Origin of the sequence: Paenibacillus herberti (assembly GCF_002233675.1) — a bacterium.
GTDB classification, from domain to species: Bacteria; Bacillota; Bacilli; order Paenibacillales; family Paenibacillaceae; genus Paenibacillus_O; species Paenibacillus_O herberti.
In genome coordinates this window covers 480197-497921 of the sequence record NZ_NMUQ01000001.1, presented here as the reverse complement: position 1 = coordinate 497921, position 17725 = coordinate 480197, and the positions used below count along the sequence as shown (strand labels likewise).

At 50.1% G+C, this 17725-nt stretch carries 11 protein-coding genes; 2 read left to right on the top strand and 9 right to left on the bottom strand.

The window, feature by feature from the left end; translation table 11 throughout:
* The first annotated feature begins 167 nt into the window (after positions 1–167).
* Complete coding sequence (locus tag CGZ75_RS02325) at positions 168–1337, top strand: cytochrome P450 (protein WP_089522688.1); 1170 nt, start codon at positions 168–170, stop codon at positions 1335–1337.
* Positions 1338–1530: 193 nt separating this feature from the next.
* Here CGZ75_RS02325 and CGZ75_RS02320 read toward each other — a convergent pair whose 3' ends face one another.
* The 3 genes from CGZ75_RS02320 to CGZ75_RS25550 all read right to left on the bottom strand — a co-directional run bounded on the left by CGZ75_RS02320 (position 1531) and on the right by CGZ75_RS25550 (position 7357).
* Positions 1531–2916, bottom strand: coding sequence for an IS4 family transposase (locus CGZ75_RS02320; protein ID WP_245850669.1), 1386 nt, complete (start codon positions 2914–2916; stop codon positions 1531–1533).
* Positions 2917–3500: 584 nt separating this feature from the next.
* Positions 3501–3878, bottom strand: coding sequence for a hypothetical protein (locus tag CGZ75_RS02315; RefSeq protein ID WP_089522687.1), 378 nt, complete (start codon positions 3876–3878; stop codon positions 3501–3503).
* A 20-nt stretch (positions 3879–3898) separates the two neighbouring features.
* Positions 3899–7357, bottom strand: coding sequence for a polymorphic toxin-type HINT domain-containing protein (locus CGZ75_RS25550; protein ID WP_217900043.1), 3459 nt, complete (start codon positions 7355–7357; stop codon positions 3899–3901).
* A 348-nt stretch (positions 7358–7705) separates the two neighbouring features.
* Between CGZ75_RS25550 and CGZ75_RS02305 the strand changes: the two genes are divergently transcribed.
* Positions 7706–8917, top strand: a complete 1212-nt coding sequence (locus tag CGZ75_RS02305) for an IS701 family transposase (protein ID WP_089522685.1) — start codon at positions 7706–7708, stop codon at positions 8915–8917.
* Between the two features lie 198 nt (positions 8918–9115).
* Here the strand turns inward: CGZ75_RS02305 and CGZ75_RS02300 are convergent, their stop codons facing one another.
* The 6 genes from CGZ75_RS02300 to CGZ75_RS02275 are packed head-to-tail and all read right to left on the bottom strand — an operon-like array spanning position 9116 to position 17723.
* Positions 9116–10945: an IucA/IucC family protein gene (locus CGZ75_RS02300; RefSeq protein WP_089522684.1), complete on the bottom strand. Its 1830-nt coding sequence runs from the start codon at positions 10943–10945 to the stop codon at positions 9116–9118.
* Positions 10842–12149, bottom strand: a complete 1308-nt coding sequence (locus CGZ75_RS02295; RefSeq protein ID WP_089522683.1) for a type III PLP-dependent enzyme — start codon at positions 12147–12149, stop codon at positions 10842–10844. Before CGZ75_RS02295 ends, CGZ75_RS02300 begins: the two co-directional genes overlap by 104 nt.
* A complete protein-coding gene (locus CGZ75_RS02290; protein WP_089522682.1) occupies positions 12146–12925 on the bottom strand; it encodes an HpcH/HpaI aldolase family protein in 780 nt (259 codons plus the stop codon). The genes CGZ75_RS02295 and CGZ75_RS02290 overlap by 4 nt, the downstream gene beginning before the upstream one ends.
* A complete protein-coding gene (locus CGZ75_RS02285; protein ID WP_089522681.1) occupies positions 12922–14703 on the bottom strand; it encodes an IucA/IucC family protein in 1782 nt (593 codons plus the stop codon). The genes CGZ75_RS02290 and CGZ75_RS02285 overlap by 4 nt, the downstream gene beginning before the upstream one ends.
* Positions 14678–16345: an IucA/IucC family protein gene (locus tag CGZ75_RS02280; RefSeq protein ID WP_089522680.1), complete on the bottom strand. Its 1668-nt coding sequence runs from the start codon at positions 16343–16345 to the stop codon at positions 14678–14680. Before CGZ75_RS02280 ends, CGZ75_RS02285 begins: the two co-directional genes overlap by 26 nt.
* A complete protein-coding gene (locus CGZ75_RS02275) occupies positions 16317–17723 on the bottom strand; it encodes an MFS transporter (RefSeq protein ID WP_089522679.1) in 1407 nt (468 codons plus the stop codon). Before CGZ75_RS02275 ends, CGZ75_RS02280 begins: the two co-directional genes overlap by 29 nt.
* Positions 17724–17725 lie beyond the last annotated feature (2 nt).

Below are 17725 nucleotides of genomic sequence, written 5' to 3'. Positions count from 1 at the left end.
ACAACAGAACGGAGCTAGGACACAAAAACGCATTCCTTACAAGTATTAAATAAATAGATTCATTTCAAAAAGAAGGATAATCCGTTTGGTTCGAGAATAGTATAGTTCTATCATAAAACTATTTATCACTCATTTGATCGCCGTTCACATGACAAGGAGGAACGCTCATGGATTGGAATGTAACAGATCTTATTCCACTGGAAGCCTACCGCGAGAAAAGAAAGAACTCACCGGTTGAACCGGTCTATTACGAAGACCACGTTGGTGTAACCGGCTGGAGACTGTTCGGTTATGAGGAAGTTAAGCTAGCCTTCACTCGTCATGATCTATTTTCCTCCCAAAATCCTGAGCCCTCGGAAGATCCTATTGAGTCAAGTATTCTGCGTACGGACCCGCCGAAACATCGCCAGCTCCGTATGCTCGTGTCCAAAGCATTTACGCCTAAGATTATTGAAGCCATGGAAACTTCCATCCGCTCGCTGACCGAAGAATTATTCGATCGGGCCGAAGCGTCGGGACAAATGGAAGTTATGTCCGAGCTGGCAAGCCCACTGCCGATTTCGGTTATTGCGCGTATGCTCGGGGTACCAAGCGAGGACTTCAATCGTTTCAAGGTCTGGTCGGAGGATCTTGTCGGCAACAACGGCGAGCGTTTTCAGAACTGTCAGCAGGAAATGAGCGTTTATTTCAAAACGATCGCCGACGAGCGGCGCCTTCATCCGCAGGATGATCTTATTACGAGACTTGTTCAAGCTCAAGTCGATGACGAGAAACTGACAGAGCTTGAGCTGATCGGTTTCTGCATTCTGTTGCTCGTCGCGGGCAACGAAACCACGACCAATCTGATCGCGTCCTCCTTCCTCTGCCTGGACAGCATGCCTGAAGTACGCGCCGAGTTGTTGGCGGATCGCTCTCTCATTCCAGTTGCGCTGGAAGAAGTATTCCGTTATTACTCGCCTGTGCAGTTAACTTATCGAACGGTCAAGCAAGATATGGAGCTAAATGGCCATCAGCTTCGTGCAGGCGAACCGGTCTTCCTCCATATTGGCTCGGCTAACCATGACGAGAGCGTGTTCGAGCAGCCGGAAGTTTTTAATTTGCATCGCAACCCAAACCCTCATGTAGGTTTGGGTAGCGGCATTCACTATTGCCTCGGCGCCCAACTCGCCCGCCTGGAGGCTAGGGTTGTACTGGAAACGCTGCTGGAGCGCTTTCCGAATTTCAAGATCGATCATTCAGCTCCTTTGGAGCGGATCGAAAGCAATATGATGTTTGGATTGAAGGGGCTTCAGGTTGTGCTGGCGAGGGATGGGACGGCTGCAAGTCGGTACGCTTGACGAGGATAGTAAAAAGGACCCAAGCGGGTGATTTCGCTTGGGTCCTTAATCATTCAAAATTTAATCATTCAAAATCCACTTTTCCCCGTAATTACTATTACCGGGTTGTGGATCATGAATATTATTTACAACATTAACCCCGCAATACCAAGCTATTACGAGCCTAAGCTTTACCCACAGCACAGGAAATAAATTACAATAAATAGCGATAGCTTTCGAAGACAGTTTGGAAGGCTCGAATGCCGCGCCAGAGCACTTTGGCTCCGGGATCGCCGTCACCTTTGCGTCCCAAAAAGCCGCCGAGTTTGGCCAGTGCCATTACACTTTCGTGCAACGTAGGCGGATTCGGAGGGAGCTTACTAGTCTTATAAGCAATGCGGTGAAGCACCTTCCATTCCTCGTCGTTCATGATTTGAGTACACGGCGCGTCTGGCTGCTGACGAGCCAGATAGGTCAGATGCAGAAGTTGGGCGGCAATAATGGAATAGAACAAGATCAGTTTCTTCAGCCGATCCCCATCACGTGCTTGCATCTTTTCAATTTCACAACCGCTCTTTAAAATGTAATGGAATCGCTCGATCTTCCAGCGTTGGACGTACCACGCCACTTTTTCGCTCGCCTCGTCCATCGTCGTGATCGGGAGGTTGGTGAACAAAAACCATTCGATGGGCGCTTGTCCCTCAAGCGGTGTCGTTTCCACGGCATGAATGATGGTACAGGTGAGCGGTGAATACCCGGCGCGCTTTTGTTTCAAGTGGGCCGGTACCTGTACGGTATCGGTCAAGAAGCGGATTGCCAGAGTCGTTTCCCGAGTGGGCACCCCGCGGCGCGTATCTCGCGGAATGGATACGACAATCTCACCCGCTACCGGCTGCTTGCACACATCGTCCCACATGCGTCCTTCGGCTTCTGTGATGCGGTTTTGCATGGAACGAATCACATACGATTGGTTGTCCGCCTGCAACGTAGACAAGAACTCAAAGAAATCCGCTTCCCGGTCTCCCACATGAATGAGTCGCATGTCCGAAGGGAGACCCTGGGCGCTAGCTTGCGCGGTCTCGGTCCACTTGTAGTTTTCTTTTTCTTCGTAGGGACGACTGACTTTCCGCTCCGCTTTGAGCTTCAGATTACGCGCCCAAATCTTTTGATGGAGGAGGCCCATCGGGAGTCCGGATGGTGTAAGTACCAGTGAAGAATGCACCAGCAATCCTTTGGTTTGCTCACGGTTATACGCCCCAAGTCCGGGCGTCTTCTCCCGACTTCCAAACTTGATTTCGGTCGTGTCTTGCACGCACAAGAAGACAGACTCGCCTGTTTGCTCCATCTGACGTAGGGTTTCCACCCGATAGGCATCCATTACATTTTCTTCGTTTATCTCTGGATTCTGTAACAAACGAGAGATGGCTTTGGCTTCCGCTGCATCCTGACTGACCTCTGCAATGGATGCGCCAGGATTATGGGATAGCGTCTTCATGGTCTGAATGAATCGGTTCAGCGTCCGTCCGCAATGGATGTACATGCGACGAAAAAAGTCAAAGTCCGGTGTAAGTAAAGAGGAAGTTGCTCGTGTATTCGACATTTCATCCGCCTGCCCTTATTTTCTTTTTCACTTATCATACCGACTTTGTCTGCGAGGGGACACCCTTTTATGATTTTCAATTTCCTGGAAATGTTGTGGGTAAAGCTTAGATTACGAGCTTGTTGTTCTTATAATCCACGTAAGAGATCAGAGAGTCAGTCAAGAAAATTGTATAACTTTTTAACAAAAAAAAAGGCTAGGCTCTGAGACATTGAGCCTAAATGGACATGTATAGTGGATAACGGACGAAGGTGGTTAACTCTCCTCGCACCAGAAGAACAGCCTGCCATCCTCCCTCCATGACGATGGCATACACGTGTTGCGGGCTTGGTTTTTCCATTATTTAACCAGAGGAACAATGTGTATATGGACTAAGTTGCAAAGGAGAGCCGCTTTACAGGATTTCACAAAGGTTATTAGCTTGCTACAAGAGCTTCATCGATGCCACTGCCTTAATATGGACATGACTAGGGTTAAGTTCTTACTAGACAAGGCCGATCAATTCATTTGACACTGGTGGGATAAAAAAGACCTTGAAGGTTTTTGAATTGCCTCCAAGGTCGATTATTTAAATACTTGAATTTCTAATTAGAGTCAAGTATTTGTGCATTGCTTTTCTTAATTTCATCAAGCATTTTATTAATACTAAGCATATCGAAAATACCATTATTGCTCCCCATGAGAAAATACAACTTTAGCCAGTATGCCTCATTCGTTGCAAATGCTTCAACAGCACTTCTAATATTTTCTTCAGTTAGGCTTCTAACTACAACATTCGGTGGAGATGGTGGAATATAGTTAATCTCTTCTTTGTCCATATACCAATGGTAATTTTGTGGCGTAGATACAACTATTACATAAGATACGCCGTCCTCGAGAGTTACAACTACATCAATATTATCATTGTTTATGTCCTCTATTTTTTCTAATGAAGTTGGGTATTCAATGTTCATTATTCTCATTCATTCTCACCCCCAAACATTTATTTGTACAGTTCTGTAATTACTTTTATAACCGTTTGTTCATTAGCTTTATTTGATTTACCTAAAATCTCCATCTTCCCATCATTCATTCTATAAAATACTCGAGCTCCATTTTTCCCGCGTAGATAGTTAATATTCCCAAATAAATTTTTACTACCGAGTCCAGGGTTAGTGTTTCCTTCCAAAAATTTGGCTATTAATTCATCCGCTTCCTTTTGAATAGTAGTATCTTTCCCCATTTCTTCAGCAGCTCTAACTAATCGCTTGTCTTTGTTAATTGAAGAAAATATTCCGCAATTTGTATTATGAACCCAAATCCCAATATCCGTTACATAATACGTACGGAAATCAGCAACGGTAAAGTTATATACCGTAACCTTTTCGTCTAGCTTAACGAACTCAACTCTATCAATCGTCAGGTTGTTTCCGTCAGCCTTTTGGAGTTTATCGCCCATCTGAAGCTCATCCGCAAATACCCATCCTTTACCTTCAACCCAGAACGGATGGTTGTCTGTCGTTTCAATGACTTGCTTCCCAACATACAATTTAATTATATCATCACGTTGATTGCGGTAAAGATTCGTTACTTCCTTGTAAGCCAATTCCCCATCAGGGTTATTCTCATCTTTAGCGAGAACCATATCTCCGACTTCAATGTCTTCGATATTCTTCTCCCCTTCGTCTGTCAACACTTTGGTCCCTGCTGCAAAGCAGTTACATGCTTTTAGAAGTTTACCAGCTTTTAACCGACCTAAAGTGGCTAATTCTGCCCCCCACAGCACACCGTCAATAAAATCAGGAAAGCCAGCTTTTATTTGCCCCGCCATGTAGTTTTGTAATTGACGTTTTCTTAACCTTTCCTGGGTTTCCTTATTCAAGCCGTAGTAATAATCATTGTCTCCAGCAAGCCAACGAACATATGAGTAATCATCTTTATAAGACTTCCAGTAATTTGAGAAGTATCTTGAAGCGTTCATGGTAACTCCGTCAGCCTCTGACAGAAAGCCAATTACTTGTTCTTTCCAAATAACAGGTCTACCGATAAAACTAGAATCTTTTCCTAAATAAATGCTGTCAGGTGAGTCACATTCACCAGGTTGGGCATACTTTCCGTTCTGTGATACACAATAGTTCCCAGTAGGGTCAGTAAGGTTTATTGGATTGTTATTTACATATGAATATAAATTTAATGTTAATGGTGATGTACTGTCTCCCTCGTAAGTATCCGCGCTCGTAAATCGCCCCGCGTTGCTATCGTACCAGCGTGCTTTATAATCCATTAGCCCCGTTTTAGGATCGACTGTTTGACCGGTATATCCAATGGTATTGTACTCCGCCGTCATCGGCGTCATGAGACTGCCGAAAGCGTCATACCGGTACTGCTCCAGCGTTTCGCCGTTGCGGTCCGTCAGATGAGTAACGCTGCCCAAATGATCGTTTAAATAATACGTATAATCTCCGCGCAACATCCCCCTTACCGGAGCTTCGCTTTGTTTGATCGGCGATTCCTCGTCAAGCACGTTCCATCCGTTATAACGGTACGATTTGCGCGACAGCACCTGGCCGTTCGCTTCGTAATACTGTGCAATCGGCTCCAAATCCTCGCCGTATTCCTTCATGATCGTCAATCCGTCATTAAGGTAATACATTTGATCCTCTAGCAAAACCGGCTCTTCTAATAAAGCGTCCTTTTGAGAAACGGGTTCGCCGTAGGTGCTTTCCGTTACTCTCTCCGCCTCAAGCAGCCCAGGCTGCTGACGCGGGTCGGGATAACTTTCTTTACGACCGATTTTTTGCTGGAAAGCATCGTACTCGTAATCGACCTTGGAACCATCCGCATATAATGCCTGCTCCAACATGTCGTTACTGTTATACGAATATTGAATTAGCCCCTGCTTGCCTCTCTCTTGAATCAGGTTGCCGTTTGCATCATAGGTAAACGACTCTTCCCCAGCGCTCAGCATACGTCCGGCTGCGTCATAGTCGTAAGCGATCGTTTTGCCGTCCGCGGACATCGTGCTGCGATTGCCGTCCGTATCGTATGTGTAGCTGACCTCGCTAGCCGGATCAACCATGGAATCACGGTAAGAGAATTCAGAACCGTTGCGGTACTGCTGCTTAAATGGCAGATCATACGTGTCCAAAATATCCGCATCTTTGGCCTTCGGATATTGAACCTGCTTAATCCGGTTCAACATGTCGTAGCCATACGTTGTTATGGCTCCGTCTTCTTCTTTTTTCTCTACGATGTTGCCGGCTGCATCATATTTATAGTCCAATCGGCTTTGTGTACGCTCGCCCTTATGGTCAATGCTGACCAGCTGCAGATTTTCGTTGTACGCATATTCAGACTGAATTCCATTTGGACGGTCGACCTTAGTCATCGCTCCGCGCGGGTCGTATTCAAACGTCGTCTTGAAGCCGTCCGGATCGGTGAATTCCTTAATCTGATTGAGCAGATCGTAGACGTACTCCTGCGTATTCCCTTCGGGATCGGTTACTTTGGTGCGGTTGCCCCGCTCGTCGTATTGAAAACGAACCGTTTTGTCCCAGGTCGCATTCTGCATGCTGGAAACCCGGCCCATGGAATCGTAGTCAAACAATTGCTTGTTTTTTGTTGTAGACGCTTCATTCAACTGGCCGAGCGAATCGTAACGATAGGAAAAAACCTCGCCGTCCGGCATTCTTTTTTCGGTCATGAGTCCGCGTAAATCATAGTCGTAAGTCGTGCGTTTGCCTAGAGCATCCACACTTTCGGACATCATGCCCGTCTCGTCGTAACGGTAGATGCGTGTTTCGTTTTCGGCATTGGTCTTTTCCGTCAATCGGCCAAACGCATCGTAGCTCCAGGTAGTGACAGCTTCGCTGCCCGTTTTCATTTCTATTAGATTGCCGACAGAGTCGTAGCGGTAAACGGTTTTTTCAGCCAAAGCATTGTGAACTTCCTTCAAGCGGCCCAACAGATCGTATACGTACTCCGTTCTGTTTTTATTGGCATCCGTATAGGTTTTAATCCTTCCCATAGCGTCATAGGTAAAGGTTTCCACTCCGCCTTTAGGATCGGTTGTCGTGTGCACCCGGCCCATTTCGTCATAAGTAAACTTGATCTCGACTTTCAGCTCGTCTTTGTATCCGGTGACAAGTCCAGCGGAATTGCGCGTGTACTCCTCTGTATTGCCGTTCGGGTCGGTCGACTTTACCAGCAATCCGCGGGGATCATAGTCGGACTGCCATACGCCCCCTCCCGGTTCCTTCACCGTTTTCATCCGACCGGCTTTATCGTACGTGTAAGTCGTCTTATTACCGTCGGGAGAAGTGACTACCTCAACCCGTCCCAACTTGTCATACTCGTAAAAGGTGGAATGACCCTCGTCATTGGTCATACGAGTCAGGTTTCCGTTGCCATCATACTGGAATTCCGACTCTGCTCCCGCAGGGTCCTTCATCCATACGGGCAAATTTCTCGCGTCATAACGGATTTCCGTGACGGCCCCGTTAGAATCTTTTTGCCAAGTCAGATTGCCGTTTCCGTCATATCGGTACTCGGTCTTGTATTCCGTTCCGGTATTGGAATCCTTATTTTTTTCCTGAAGAACTCTTCCGTTTGAATCATTATGAAATTATACACTTATATTATTCAAAGCGAGTATTTTTTAGATTTCAATTCAAAACGAATCTTCATTTAAATCTATAAATGAGCAAATTCACTTCCAGTAAACTGTAAAACAAAAAAGAAGAGAGACAAAGCATTCTCCTTGTGGTAAAAAGTAGTCACCACAACTGATTTTCACCAAGGAGAAATTGCTATGTCTCATACTGCCATCCTACCCGATCATGCCGCGCTTCGCAATTACTTGTTACAACACCGGTTACCGCTGTATTTTTCTAAGCCGGTCGTGGCACATATCGAGACATACATGGCGGCGGCTGCAGCGAAAGGTTTTCGTGGCAAGGTAGTGGATCTAGCCGAGTATAGTAGCTGCCACCGTACGACACTTGGGCATTTTCTGGCCGAAGGCAAGTGGGATGAAGCGGTGTTGCAAAACAAAGTCAAGGTCGAATCACTTCGGTACGTGGTTCAAATAGCCAAGCAGACAGCAGAGCCGCTGTTTGTTATTCATGATGATACGATCTCCAAGAAGACAAAGCCTTCGTCACAGGCGCAATCTCCGATGGAGCAGACCGGGTTTCATCATTCTCACTTGGAAGGAAAAGTGGTTTGGGGCCATCAAGTTCAAGCGACGGTGGTCCAAAGTAACGACACTTCTTTGATCCATTCCATTGACTTGTACGACAAAACGAAAACGAATCCCGACGGCACGGTGTATACAAAAATAGATCATGTGTGCGATATAGCCGCTACGCTGCCTCTTCCGCCTCATGGCGGTTACGTGCTTGTGGATTCTTGGTTCACTTGCTCTCGCGTAATCGACAGCTACGCCTCTGCTGGCTACCATCTTATTGGTGGTCTTAAAACCAATCGGATTATCTACCCGCAAGGGATCCGTATCTCCCTAAAGGATTTTTCCGCCCATATCCGCAAAGAAGACGTTCGCCTTGTGACCGTGAACGGAACTTCATACTGGACATACCGATATGAAGGCGCCTTGAACGATATTGAAAATGCTGCCGTTCTGCTGTGCTGGCCGGAGCAAGCGTTTGGTGTGCCTAAAGCGCTACGCGCTTTTTTGTGCACGGATGTTTCCTTGGATACGGAAACGATTTCCATGTATTACAGCAAGCGTTGGCCCATTGAGATTTTTTTCCGCCAGTCCAAAAACAATCTTGGCTTCGATACCTACCAGGTTCGTTCAGCAACGGCATTTACCCGCCTGTGGGCGTTGCTGGCTTGGACACATTTGTACTGTACTACAGGGTTAGGGCAACCCTGCCCTTTTGGCGAAGGATTGCGTACGGTTCGGAAGCAAGTCCAACTGGACCGACTTCAGTTTGTCTACGATTGCGGCAAGAACGGTATTCCATTTCACGTAGTTCGTGAACAGTTCAAGTTGGCTTGACCTATTTTGGGATTTTTTGTATCCGTTTTTGCTCATTTATAATTTAAATATTACTTTTCCTTTTCAAAACAAAAATCCTCCCCCTAATGGGAGAGGAGAATAAATTATAGCCGGCATACTATTAATCAAATATTGGTATTAAGTGAACCGTTAAAAAGATATACGAAGCTCTCCGCTGAGATGTTTCCAGCCTTGCAGCTAAAGCTGATTCTGCCGCAACAGTACAAACGGGTTCGGCCCCAAACCTTTACCCGAAGGCATTGCCCCAGGAACCCCTTCCGCTTCCAGCAGCGGACGGACGATTTGCTTCACCGGCCATGACTTGCTCTCAAAAATAACTTCGCGAAGCAGCTCACGATCAGCTTGCGGCAGATCAACGGCATCCAGCGCATTTCTCCATGCACTCTCCGTTATTTCCCACAGCTCCCGGATCGGGATCTCGTAAGCTTCCGACAGCGATTCCATAATCGAAGCGAGATTGACCTGCGTGCCTAACGATTGGACATAAAAAATCAGTTTTTCAAGCGTCTCGTTGTACAGGCTGTTGGAGTAACCGGGACGAATATGATAACGAGGATCACCAATTCCATGTTTATCGAGATAAGGCTGATGCAGCCGTACGGAATCATGATCGCGAAGCAGCAGTGCGATTGGCCGATCGCCTGACAGGACGAGGCAGCAGTTTTGCCCGTGAATCTCAGGCACGACACCGACCTTGAATAGCCTCATGACAACGTCATAGAATAGAGCTGCCGCTTCCGCATAGAAGCTTAGAACCGATTCGCGGGTAATATTGCCTCCCAGAAGCTCGGTCAGAAAATGTCCCTCCTCCCGCAGCACGCCTAGAGAGGACATCGGAACAATCCGATAACCCGCTTGCAGCGCTTCACGCGGCAACATGCGAATCTGCGCGGCCAAGTGGCGAGGATGGTCGTCGAACAGTCCCATCGACTCCGGCATATAACCCCACCAGTTGTTCTCCTCGCACAGATAGATCTTGTCCGCTAGTGTCTCATCGCTGGCGATGGCTTGACGGAGCATTCGCTCTCCCGCCAACCCGTTCAATAGCTTGACGACTGGCAAATAACGCGCCGCACCAAGCGACAGAACGCTGAGCGGCAGCTTGAGCATCAGCTCCGATTGTTCCGAAGCCGCAAACGAACGAACCGATGATGTTGCTCGGAAGCTTCCTGTCTGGACATCAAGAACAACGAGAGTTCCATCCGTAAGCTCCCTTTGGAAATCAGGAATGATTTTATGCTCCAGCTGCCATGGATGAACGGGGAGTACAGTATAGCTAGCTTCAGAAAGCTTCTTCTGGGCTAGCTCTGACTCTACTTCCGCTCTTTCCCTGCCGTCCAAAATATCAAGCAGTTCGAGTTCCTCCAACTCACTTCCCCTGACGATACACTCATTCTTGATTGCAACCCATCTCATTGCGGTCGGCTGGCCGAATTCCGACATATAGGAAGCATAATCCTCGTCTGCTAAGCCGATTTTGGCTTTAGCCAGTGGATGGAAAGGGCGGTCGCGTAGGGAAGCGATCATTTCTCCCTTGAGCATCCATTCATGACCGTTGCTAGGCTTGAAGCGGAGCGGGACCGCCGATTGCTCCATGCTCAGCTGCAGCTGGCGCACCGCCACATCGAGTCCATCCAGAAAATCATTCACTCCCTGCGCGGCATAAGCCTCATCGGACAACATGCTGCGCAACACGACTTGGCATAGCTCGCGAGGTGAATAAACCTCCTGCCAACCCCGATCTCCATTAATATAAATCGGAGCGGAAGACACCCACTGATACTGCTGCCTCAGACTTGGTTCAATCAGAAATCTAATTTCCCCATCGTATGCCAGCGTCCCGGTTCGCCCGGCGAATAGCTGCCCCAGCTCCGGACGCTCCGCTAGTGGGATTACCGTAGTTTCATCGAACCGGAAAAACTGCTCGAACAGCAGAGCGTCCATCAGATCCTTCATGATCTGCCGCTGCGCTTTGCTGCCCTCCACAGGAATTATCGATGTCTGCATAGTCATTTCCTTCCGTAATGTAATGGAATTCAGGATGCGGGTGGCCTAAAAAATCATGATGGGATATCGTCCAGCAGTAAGCACCGGATTTGACAAAAACGACAACGTCACCAGCCCGAAGCCGCTCCACCGGAGCATCCGTATGTAGTCGGTCCTTCGGCGTGCACAGCTCGCCGGCAATCGTCACTTTATCCCCATGCACAGACGGTCGGGCGAATGGATACGACCAACGTTCCGAATCCACAATGTGAAACGGATGATCATGCCCCCATGAGGCCGGAAGGCGGTTATGATGTGTGCCACCGCGAACAACGGCAAAATACTGGCCATGCGATCGTTTAATATCGACCACCTCAACCGCGTAATAGCCGTAATCCGCAACGATAAATCTGCCGGGCTCAAAAAATAGCTCCGTGTCTCCTAGTCTCGCTTCGACACCGCGTTCCTTTAATAAAGCACTGAACCGCGCCCATTCAAACCCCGGTGTGCCATCGTAGGTTACACCGAAGCCGCCTCCCGCGTTGATGACGCGAACATCAAGGCCGCGCGCTCTCCACTCCTCCGCCTTCGCCAAATATAGATCAACCATATCGGCATGCAGCTCGGCGTTCACATTATTGGACAAGGAGTGGAAATGGAACCCCCTGCACTCCACGAATTCATTGTCCGAAGCGCCGAGGATTTTCATCGCTTCATCCAGATACGACTCATCGAGGCCGAACGGGGTCGGCCGGCCGCCCATGACGATTTTCGTCTGCGGTAGCTGTCCGGAACTCAAGTTAACCCGCAGCAGCACCTTAACCGGCCGCTTCAAGCGCGTCGTTATGCCGATCAGCTTGCGCAGCTCAAGCAGACTCTCCACATGAATATAAGCCACGCCGAGTTCCACGGCGGCCTCCAGCTCGGTATCCTTTTTGCCCGGACCTCCGAACAGGATCGGCACCTGCGCCGACACCTCTCTCACCCGCCGAAGCTCACCGATTGAAGCGACCTCGAAGCCAGCCACAACTGGTAGTAGCGCCTCGATAATCCGCTTGTCGGGATTAGCCTTGATCGCATAAAACAGCTTGCCTTGCCGGGGCAAACCAGGCAGCAGCGATGCGGCATGCCGCCGGATGCCTGCCAAATCGTACACATATGCGCACACAGGCTCATCGCTTGCCGCCTGCCACTCATGAATCCAGCGCTCTATTTGGCGATTCATTGTTTTACCTCCGTTGCGCTACTATAGTCAGCCCGCTTTTGCCGATAGGCCCGAAACGCCGTATTCCTGTCGTCGCCAAGCACAAAAATGCGCACGCCCCGCTCCGCCCACTGTCTGTGACCGTCCACGCTGCGCGACACAGTCGCATAGGGAACGCCGCAGGCGCCGGAAGCGGAGAAAACCACCTCAAGCGCTTTTAACACATCAGGATGCTCCGTCTGCCAAGGCACCGAGAGCGATTGCGATAGATCAGCCGCTCCCTCCAGCACAAAATCGATATGAGGCAGACTCAAAATCTCCATGCTGCGGCGGACTCCCTCCACACTCTCAATCATTGGAATGATCATCAGCTCTTCGTTTGCTTCCGCGATGTAGTCCACTAGCGAATGTTTCGCAAACGACGCCGGACGCCCGCTATTCAGACTGCGCATACCGATCGGATGATAAAAGGCGTGGCGCACTGCCTCTTCGACCTGCTCCTTAGCCTCCACGCTTGGAATGACAATGCCTTGAGCGCCACAGTCCAGCGCCTTGAGAATCTCGATGCGATCCACTTTGGAGATTCGAACCAGCGGCGTTAAATCATGCAGCTCAGCAGCACGCACCATCTCTTCCACGGTTTCCATATTCGTAGTGGCATGCTCGCAGTCGATGATGACAAAGTCAAATTCAGCCTGGGCAATCATCTCAATGATGATGGGATGCGGGATCGAGACGAACAAGCCATATACCGCTCGCCCTTCCCGCAGCTTGGCTTTAAGCTTGTTAGTTCTCATCCTTGGATCGCTTCCCTCGCCAGCCGCAGCGGATTGAGCGCACTCCGGAAATACAGCTCGCCATCGCCATAAATGCGCCGCTTCGTCATTTCCTCAATCAGCGCATCATCCGCGAACAGATCGAACATCTCGTACCGCTCCGCATATTCGGGATGCTGACGCTGGTAATCCAGAATGACTTCCGTGCATGTTTTCCAGAACTCGCCCTCACTCAGGCCGAAGTCTTCCAGTGCCCAGCAAATATCCGTCATGCAAATGAAGAAGAAAGCGTCGAACGTATAATCACGGACATCGTTCACGGATTCCGTCTGCAGGAACGAGTAACGGTTGAACTTGCGATGCGTTTCCGGCTCGGGATGCAGCTGAGGCTGCCACTCCGGGTGCAGCAGCTTGCTTGGAACGTAACGCACTCCATCATGCAGATCCTTCAAAATAATCCGTTTCGGCAGCAGATCCTCCACAACAAGAATGATATTCTGCGCGTGGGATTCCAGAGCGATGCCGTGGCCGTACAGCAGATGGACGATCGGCACAACGACGGTGCGAATCAGCTCGCGGCTCCATTTGGAGACACCATGCCGCTGGATCGCTTCCTGTAGGAACGGCTCGCCGTTCCTCTGGCGGAGCAGCAGCGCGTTGAGCGGCCAAGCCTCCTCGCTAGGCTGCAAATATTGGGACACATTTTGCCGAAAAATCGCTCCCAATGTTCCGTAAGCGGTGCGGTACTGCAATCCCGGCAAAGAATCGTAGCGGAACGATACACCTGCCTCCTCCTTCAGCAAGCGGAAGCCCGCCCCCTGGAGAACGGCATCGCTACTCACGATCCGCTCCAACCATTCGCTGACGAGCGGCGCGTTCTGCGTTGTATGATGCGCCAGAATGCGGCTCGTCGATGTGTTCGTAATGCTCAGCGCAAGCTTGATGTAAGGAGCCTCCGTGTTCGCACGGCTTGCCAGCGTGCGGATCGACTGCTGCGCCCGGTATTTGCCTTCCGCCGCGCCGAGCGGCACGATGTCCCCGTTTTCCAGCTGCTCCGCGAATACGTTCGGCAGTTTATTTTCCAGCTGCCAAGGATGCACCGGAACGTACACATACGTCTTGTCCGCATCCCCACGCTCGCTCAGCGTTTGGTGGAACCGGCGCATATCCTCCCGGCTCAAATGTTGGCTGTACAGCCCTTCCAGTGACAGTCCCGGCGAGAGTGACACATCGATCAATGATTGGTTGACGGCAACCCATGTCAGCTCAACCTCGCGGTTGAACTCGGGGCCGTACGCCTCATTGTCCGCCAGGCTGAAGCCAAGCCGCGATTTATAACTCGGATGGTAAGGATGTCCATCCGCCATATAACTTTCCAGCGCTTCATAATGCCGCTCGGAATGCGGAATCTGTTCGGGCTGCGCCGCGCGAGATTGGCTGTCTTTAACGAGCGTCTCCGTAAGCTCGTGGAGAAACGCGTTCAGTTGAGCGCCGTCCAAGCGGTTTTGCAGCACCTCTTCCAAAAAGGGATACAGACTGAATCCCGTTTCACCCTCACGGCGGATGGAATGCGGCACAAGCCGGACGCGGCCGAATGATTCCTTGACGGAAGCCTCGAACGTATACCGAACCGGCGAGCCGTCCTCCTTCCGGCCGAGCAGCATCCATTCTCCATCCGCCTGCTGCGCTTCCAGAATACCTTCAAACATGAGCGCCTGCAGCGATTGGCGCATCACTCTTTCCGCGACCTCTTGCAGGGCACTAATCTCTGATTTAGACAAGCTGCTTGTCTGTAACATCCACTACACTCCCTACACGTTTCATTAAATTATCCACCGGAACATAAGTCGGCGTTTCGCTCACGCCAGCCAGACAGCTCGCCATATTTCTCTTCGCCAGGAACGATTCGGCCGTCAGCAGATGCCGGACATACTCGTTGCCGCTACGCGCAAGCTCCTGTCCAAGAACATCTTGCACAATCGACCAGAAGCGCTCTTCCTTGCACTCGGCCACTGTAGCCATCGCATGGATGAAGGAGCCAAGATGATTGATAATAAAATAATAACTCGTGCGCGCCCAGGCCTGTTCCTTGGAATAGAACAATGGCCCCTCCGCCGGTAAACCGACCTTATCCCGATTGACGCTGACGCCTTCCAGATCGCGAATAATAAATGTATGAGGCATCTCATCCTTCACCGTAAGCAGCGTGTTTTGCAGATGGGCTTCAAAATGAATGCCTTTCTCATCCGCTATGCGAACGATCGGCAGTAGTGAGATTTCCAAATAACGGCGGAACCAATCCTCCGCGTGGTCAACTTGCAATAGAGAAGCAAGCAGCGGCTGCTCTTCTCCCGCCGCCGTCTCAATCAAGCTGGACATCACATAGGTGGACGTCAGATCAAACTCCACCGGACGGTATGCAATCGTGAACAGAGCGGTCAGCTCATCCCGCCCCATACGACAGCTCGCAACCCCTTCCTCGTAAGCGATAGCCGTATGCTTTTCGTTCTCGAAGCATCTGCTCCGCAGCAAAAAGGCAGCTGCATCCATCGTCCGGCGCATTTGCTCCCGCGAGTTCGTTCGGCGCATATTCGTAATCTGAACATCCAGGGAAAGCTTGATGTTGCAGCTTAGCTCGGGGACATAAACCGTGCGGACAGACGAGGTTGGATAACATAACGGGCCGCAGTTTCCGAGCAGCACAATTTTGCTTTCCCCTATATAATCTTGAACTTCTTCCATTGATTGCACATGTTCATACTGCCATGGATGGATGGGCAGCAATTTATACAAATGCACGGAATCCTGAAGCATGATTAGCGCCTGATCGCGGGCTTCCCGAGGGGGCTCGATGCGCCGCTCCTCCGCTACCCACTCCTCCTCGAACACATCATGCCGCACCGCTACATAACAAAGCTGGAATGAGGCTCGAAGCTCCGGGCAATAGTGCCGAACATCGGCTTCGGAGAAGCCTAACGTGTTTTTCGGAAAAGGATGGAAAGGGTGCCCGTGAAGTAACGATTGCTCGGAGGTTCTATAATCGCTCATCCGTGGTAAATCAACTTGCTCCATGAATAACGCCAAATTCCGTTTACTGCCCGCGACATTGCGGAAAAACTGCTCCTGCAGCTCCGTCGTCAGCATAGGCAACTCTTTGCCAAGCTCCTTTGTTATCCATAACGCCAGGTCTGCGCTGTCCAGCTCCTGCCCGGTACTGGCTGTATAACTCTCGTACCGATGCTCACCGATTGCCGACCAGCGGGCTAGCTTGCCCGAAACGACAACTCCGCTAGCAGGAAAGGAAATCGCGTAATGATGCGATGATTCGGTAAAACTTGATTCCTGGCGGAACTCTCTGGCATAACAGTTCAGCAACGTCCTGCATGTATGTTGGTTAGCCCATTTCTGGGCCTCAAGCTGCCTGTTCCCCAGCAACGTCATTCACCCTCTTTAGTTTAATAACCCGCAGCAGAGGCAGCGTCAGTAGCAGCAACGCTCCAAGCAGCAGACATTCTTCCTTTAGAGCCGTCCACCCGGCATTGTTGGCAAGCTGTCCCGCATCAATCAGCATCCCTTTGCGGTAATCGTAATAAACAGCGAGCAGCATGACCGTAAAGGAAGAGGCCAGCCGCTGGATCGTGTTCGCCAACGCCGAACCTTCATGCAAATCCTCTTCCGGCAAAGCAGCAAAGCCGATCGTCGTAAGCGACATTTCCGAAAGCCCATTGCCGATGCCTCTCAGCGCCATTAATGCCATAACTAAAACAAGCGGAGCCGTTTGCGGCAAAAAGGCGAAGGAAACGATGGAAAGGGCGACAAAAAAGATGCCGTATCCGATAAATACCCGCGATTTGCCGGCATCGACCAGGCTGCCTCCGATCCAGGCGAACAAGCTTGTCGCGATGGCGGTCGGAATGAACATCGCTCCTGCTGCTGCTGGCGACAAATTCAGCGCTTCTTGGAAAAAGAGCGGCAGCACAAAGATTACGCCGAACATAACGGCATCCTGTACCGCTGCCACGACGAGCGCTGCCGTATAGACGGGATAGCGTTTCAGCAATCCAAAACGAATTAGCGGCTCTTCCTTTTTACTCTCCACTCTTAGAAATTGGATGCCTGCTGCTGCGCCGAGCAATAACAAAGCTGCCGCCCCCCAAGCCGGCACGCCGGGCTGAGATACGAACTGAATGCCCAAGCTAAACGCGGCGACGCCCAGGACGAGCAGGGTAACGTTCTGCCAATGAATAGTTTTGCGGCGTACTGGAGGATAAGCGCTGATCTTGAAGCTGCACCAGACAAACGCTGCGACTGCAAACGGAACATTGATCCAGAATAAGGCGCTCAAGTCGCCATATTGAATAATGACTCCTCCAAGCGTCGGCCCGATCGCGGGCGCAATCGTAAGCAGCATGCCCCAAGCTCCAACGACCCTGCCTCTTGCCTCATTGCCGTAATAGTCGAACAACAAAACAAGCGACAAAGGGATCATCAGCCCAGCTGCAATGCCATGCAGTACGCGCACCAGCATCGCGATCTCAAAGTAATGGCTGAACACCGCTCCTAATACGGAAGTCAGCCCATATAGAGCCAGGCCGAACAAATAGGTTCTTTTGCGACCGAACCGATCGACGAATAGCGAAGTGAGCGGCATCGTGATGGTCATCGCCAATATATAAAGAGCCATTAACCAGCCGCCCAGCGAGGTTGAAATGCCATACAAGGTAACCAAGCTCGGCAGCAGGATATTGAAGGCGCTATTGGTCAACACAAGCGAAAAAGCGCCAAGCAGAACAGCGAATAGGATCGAATGCTTTTTCATTA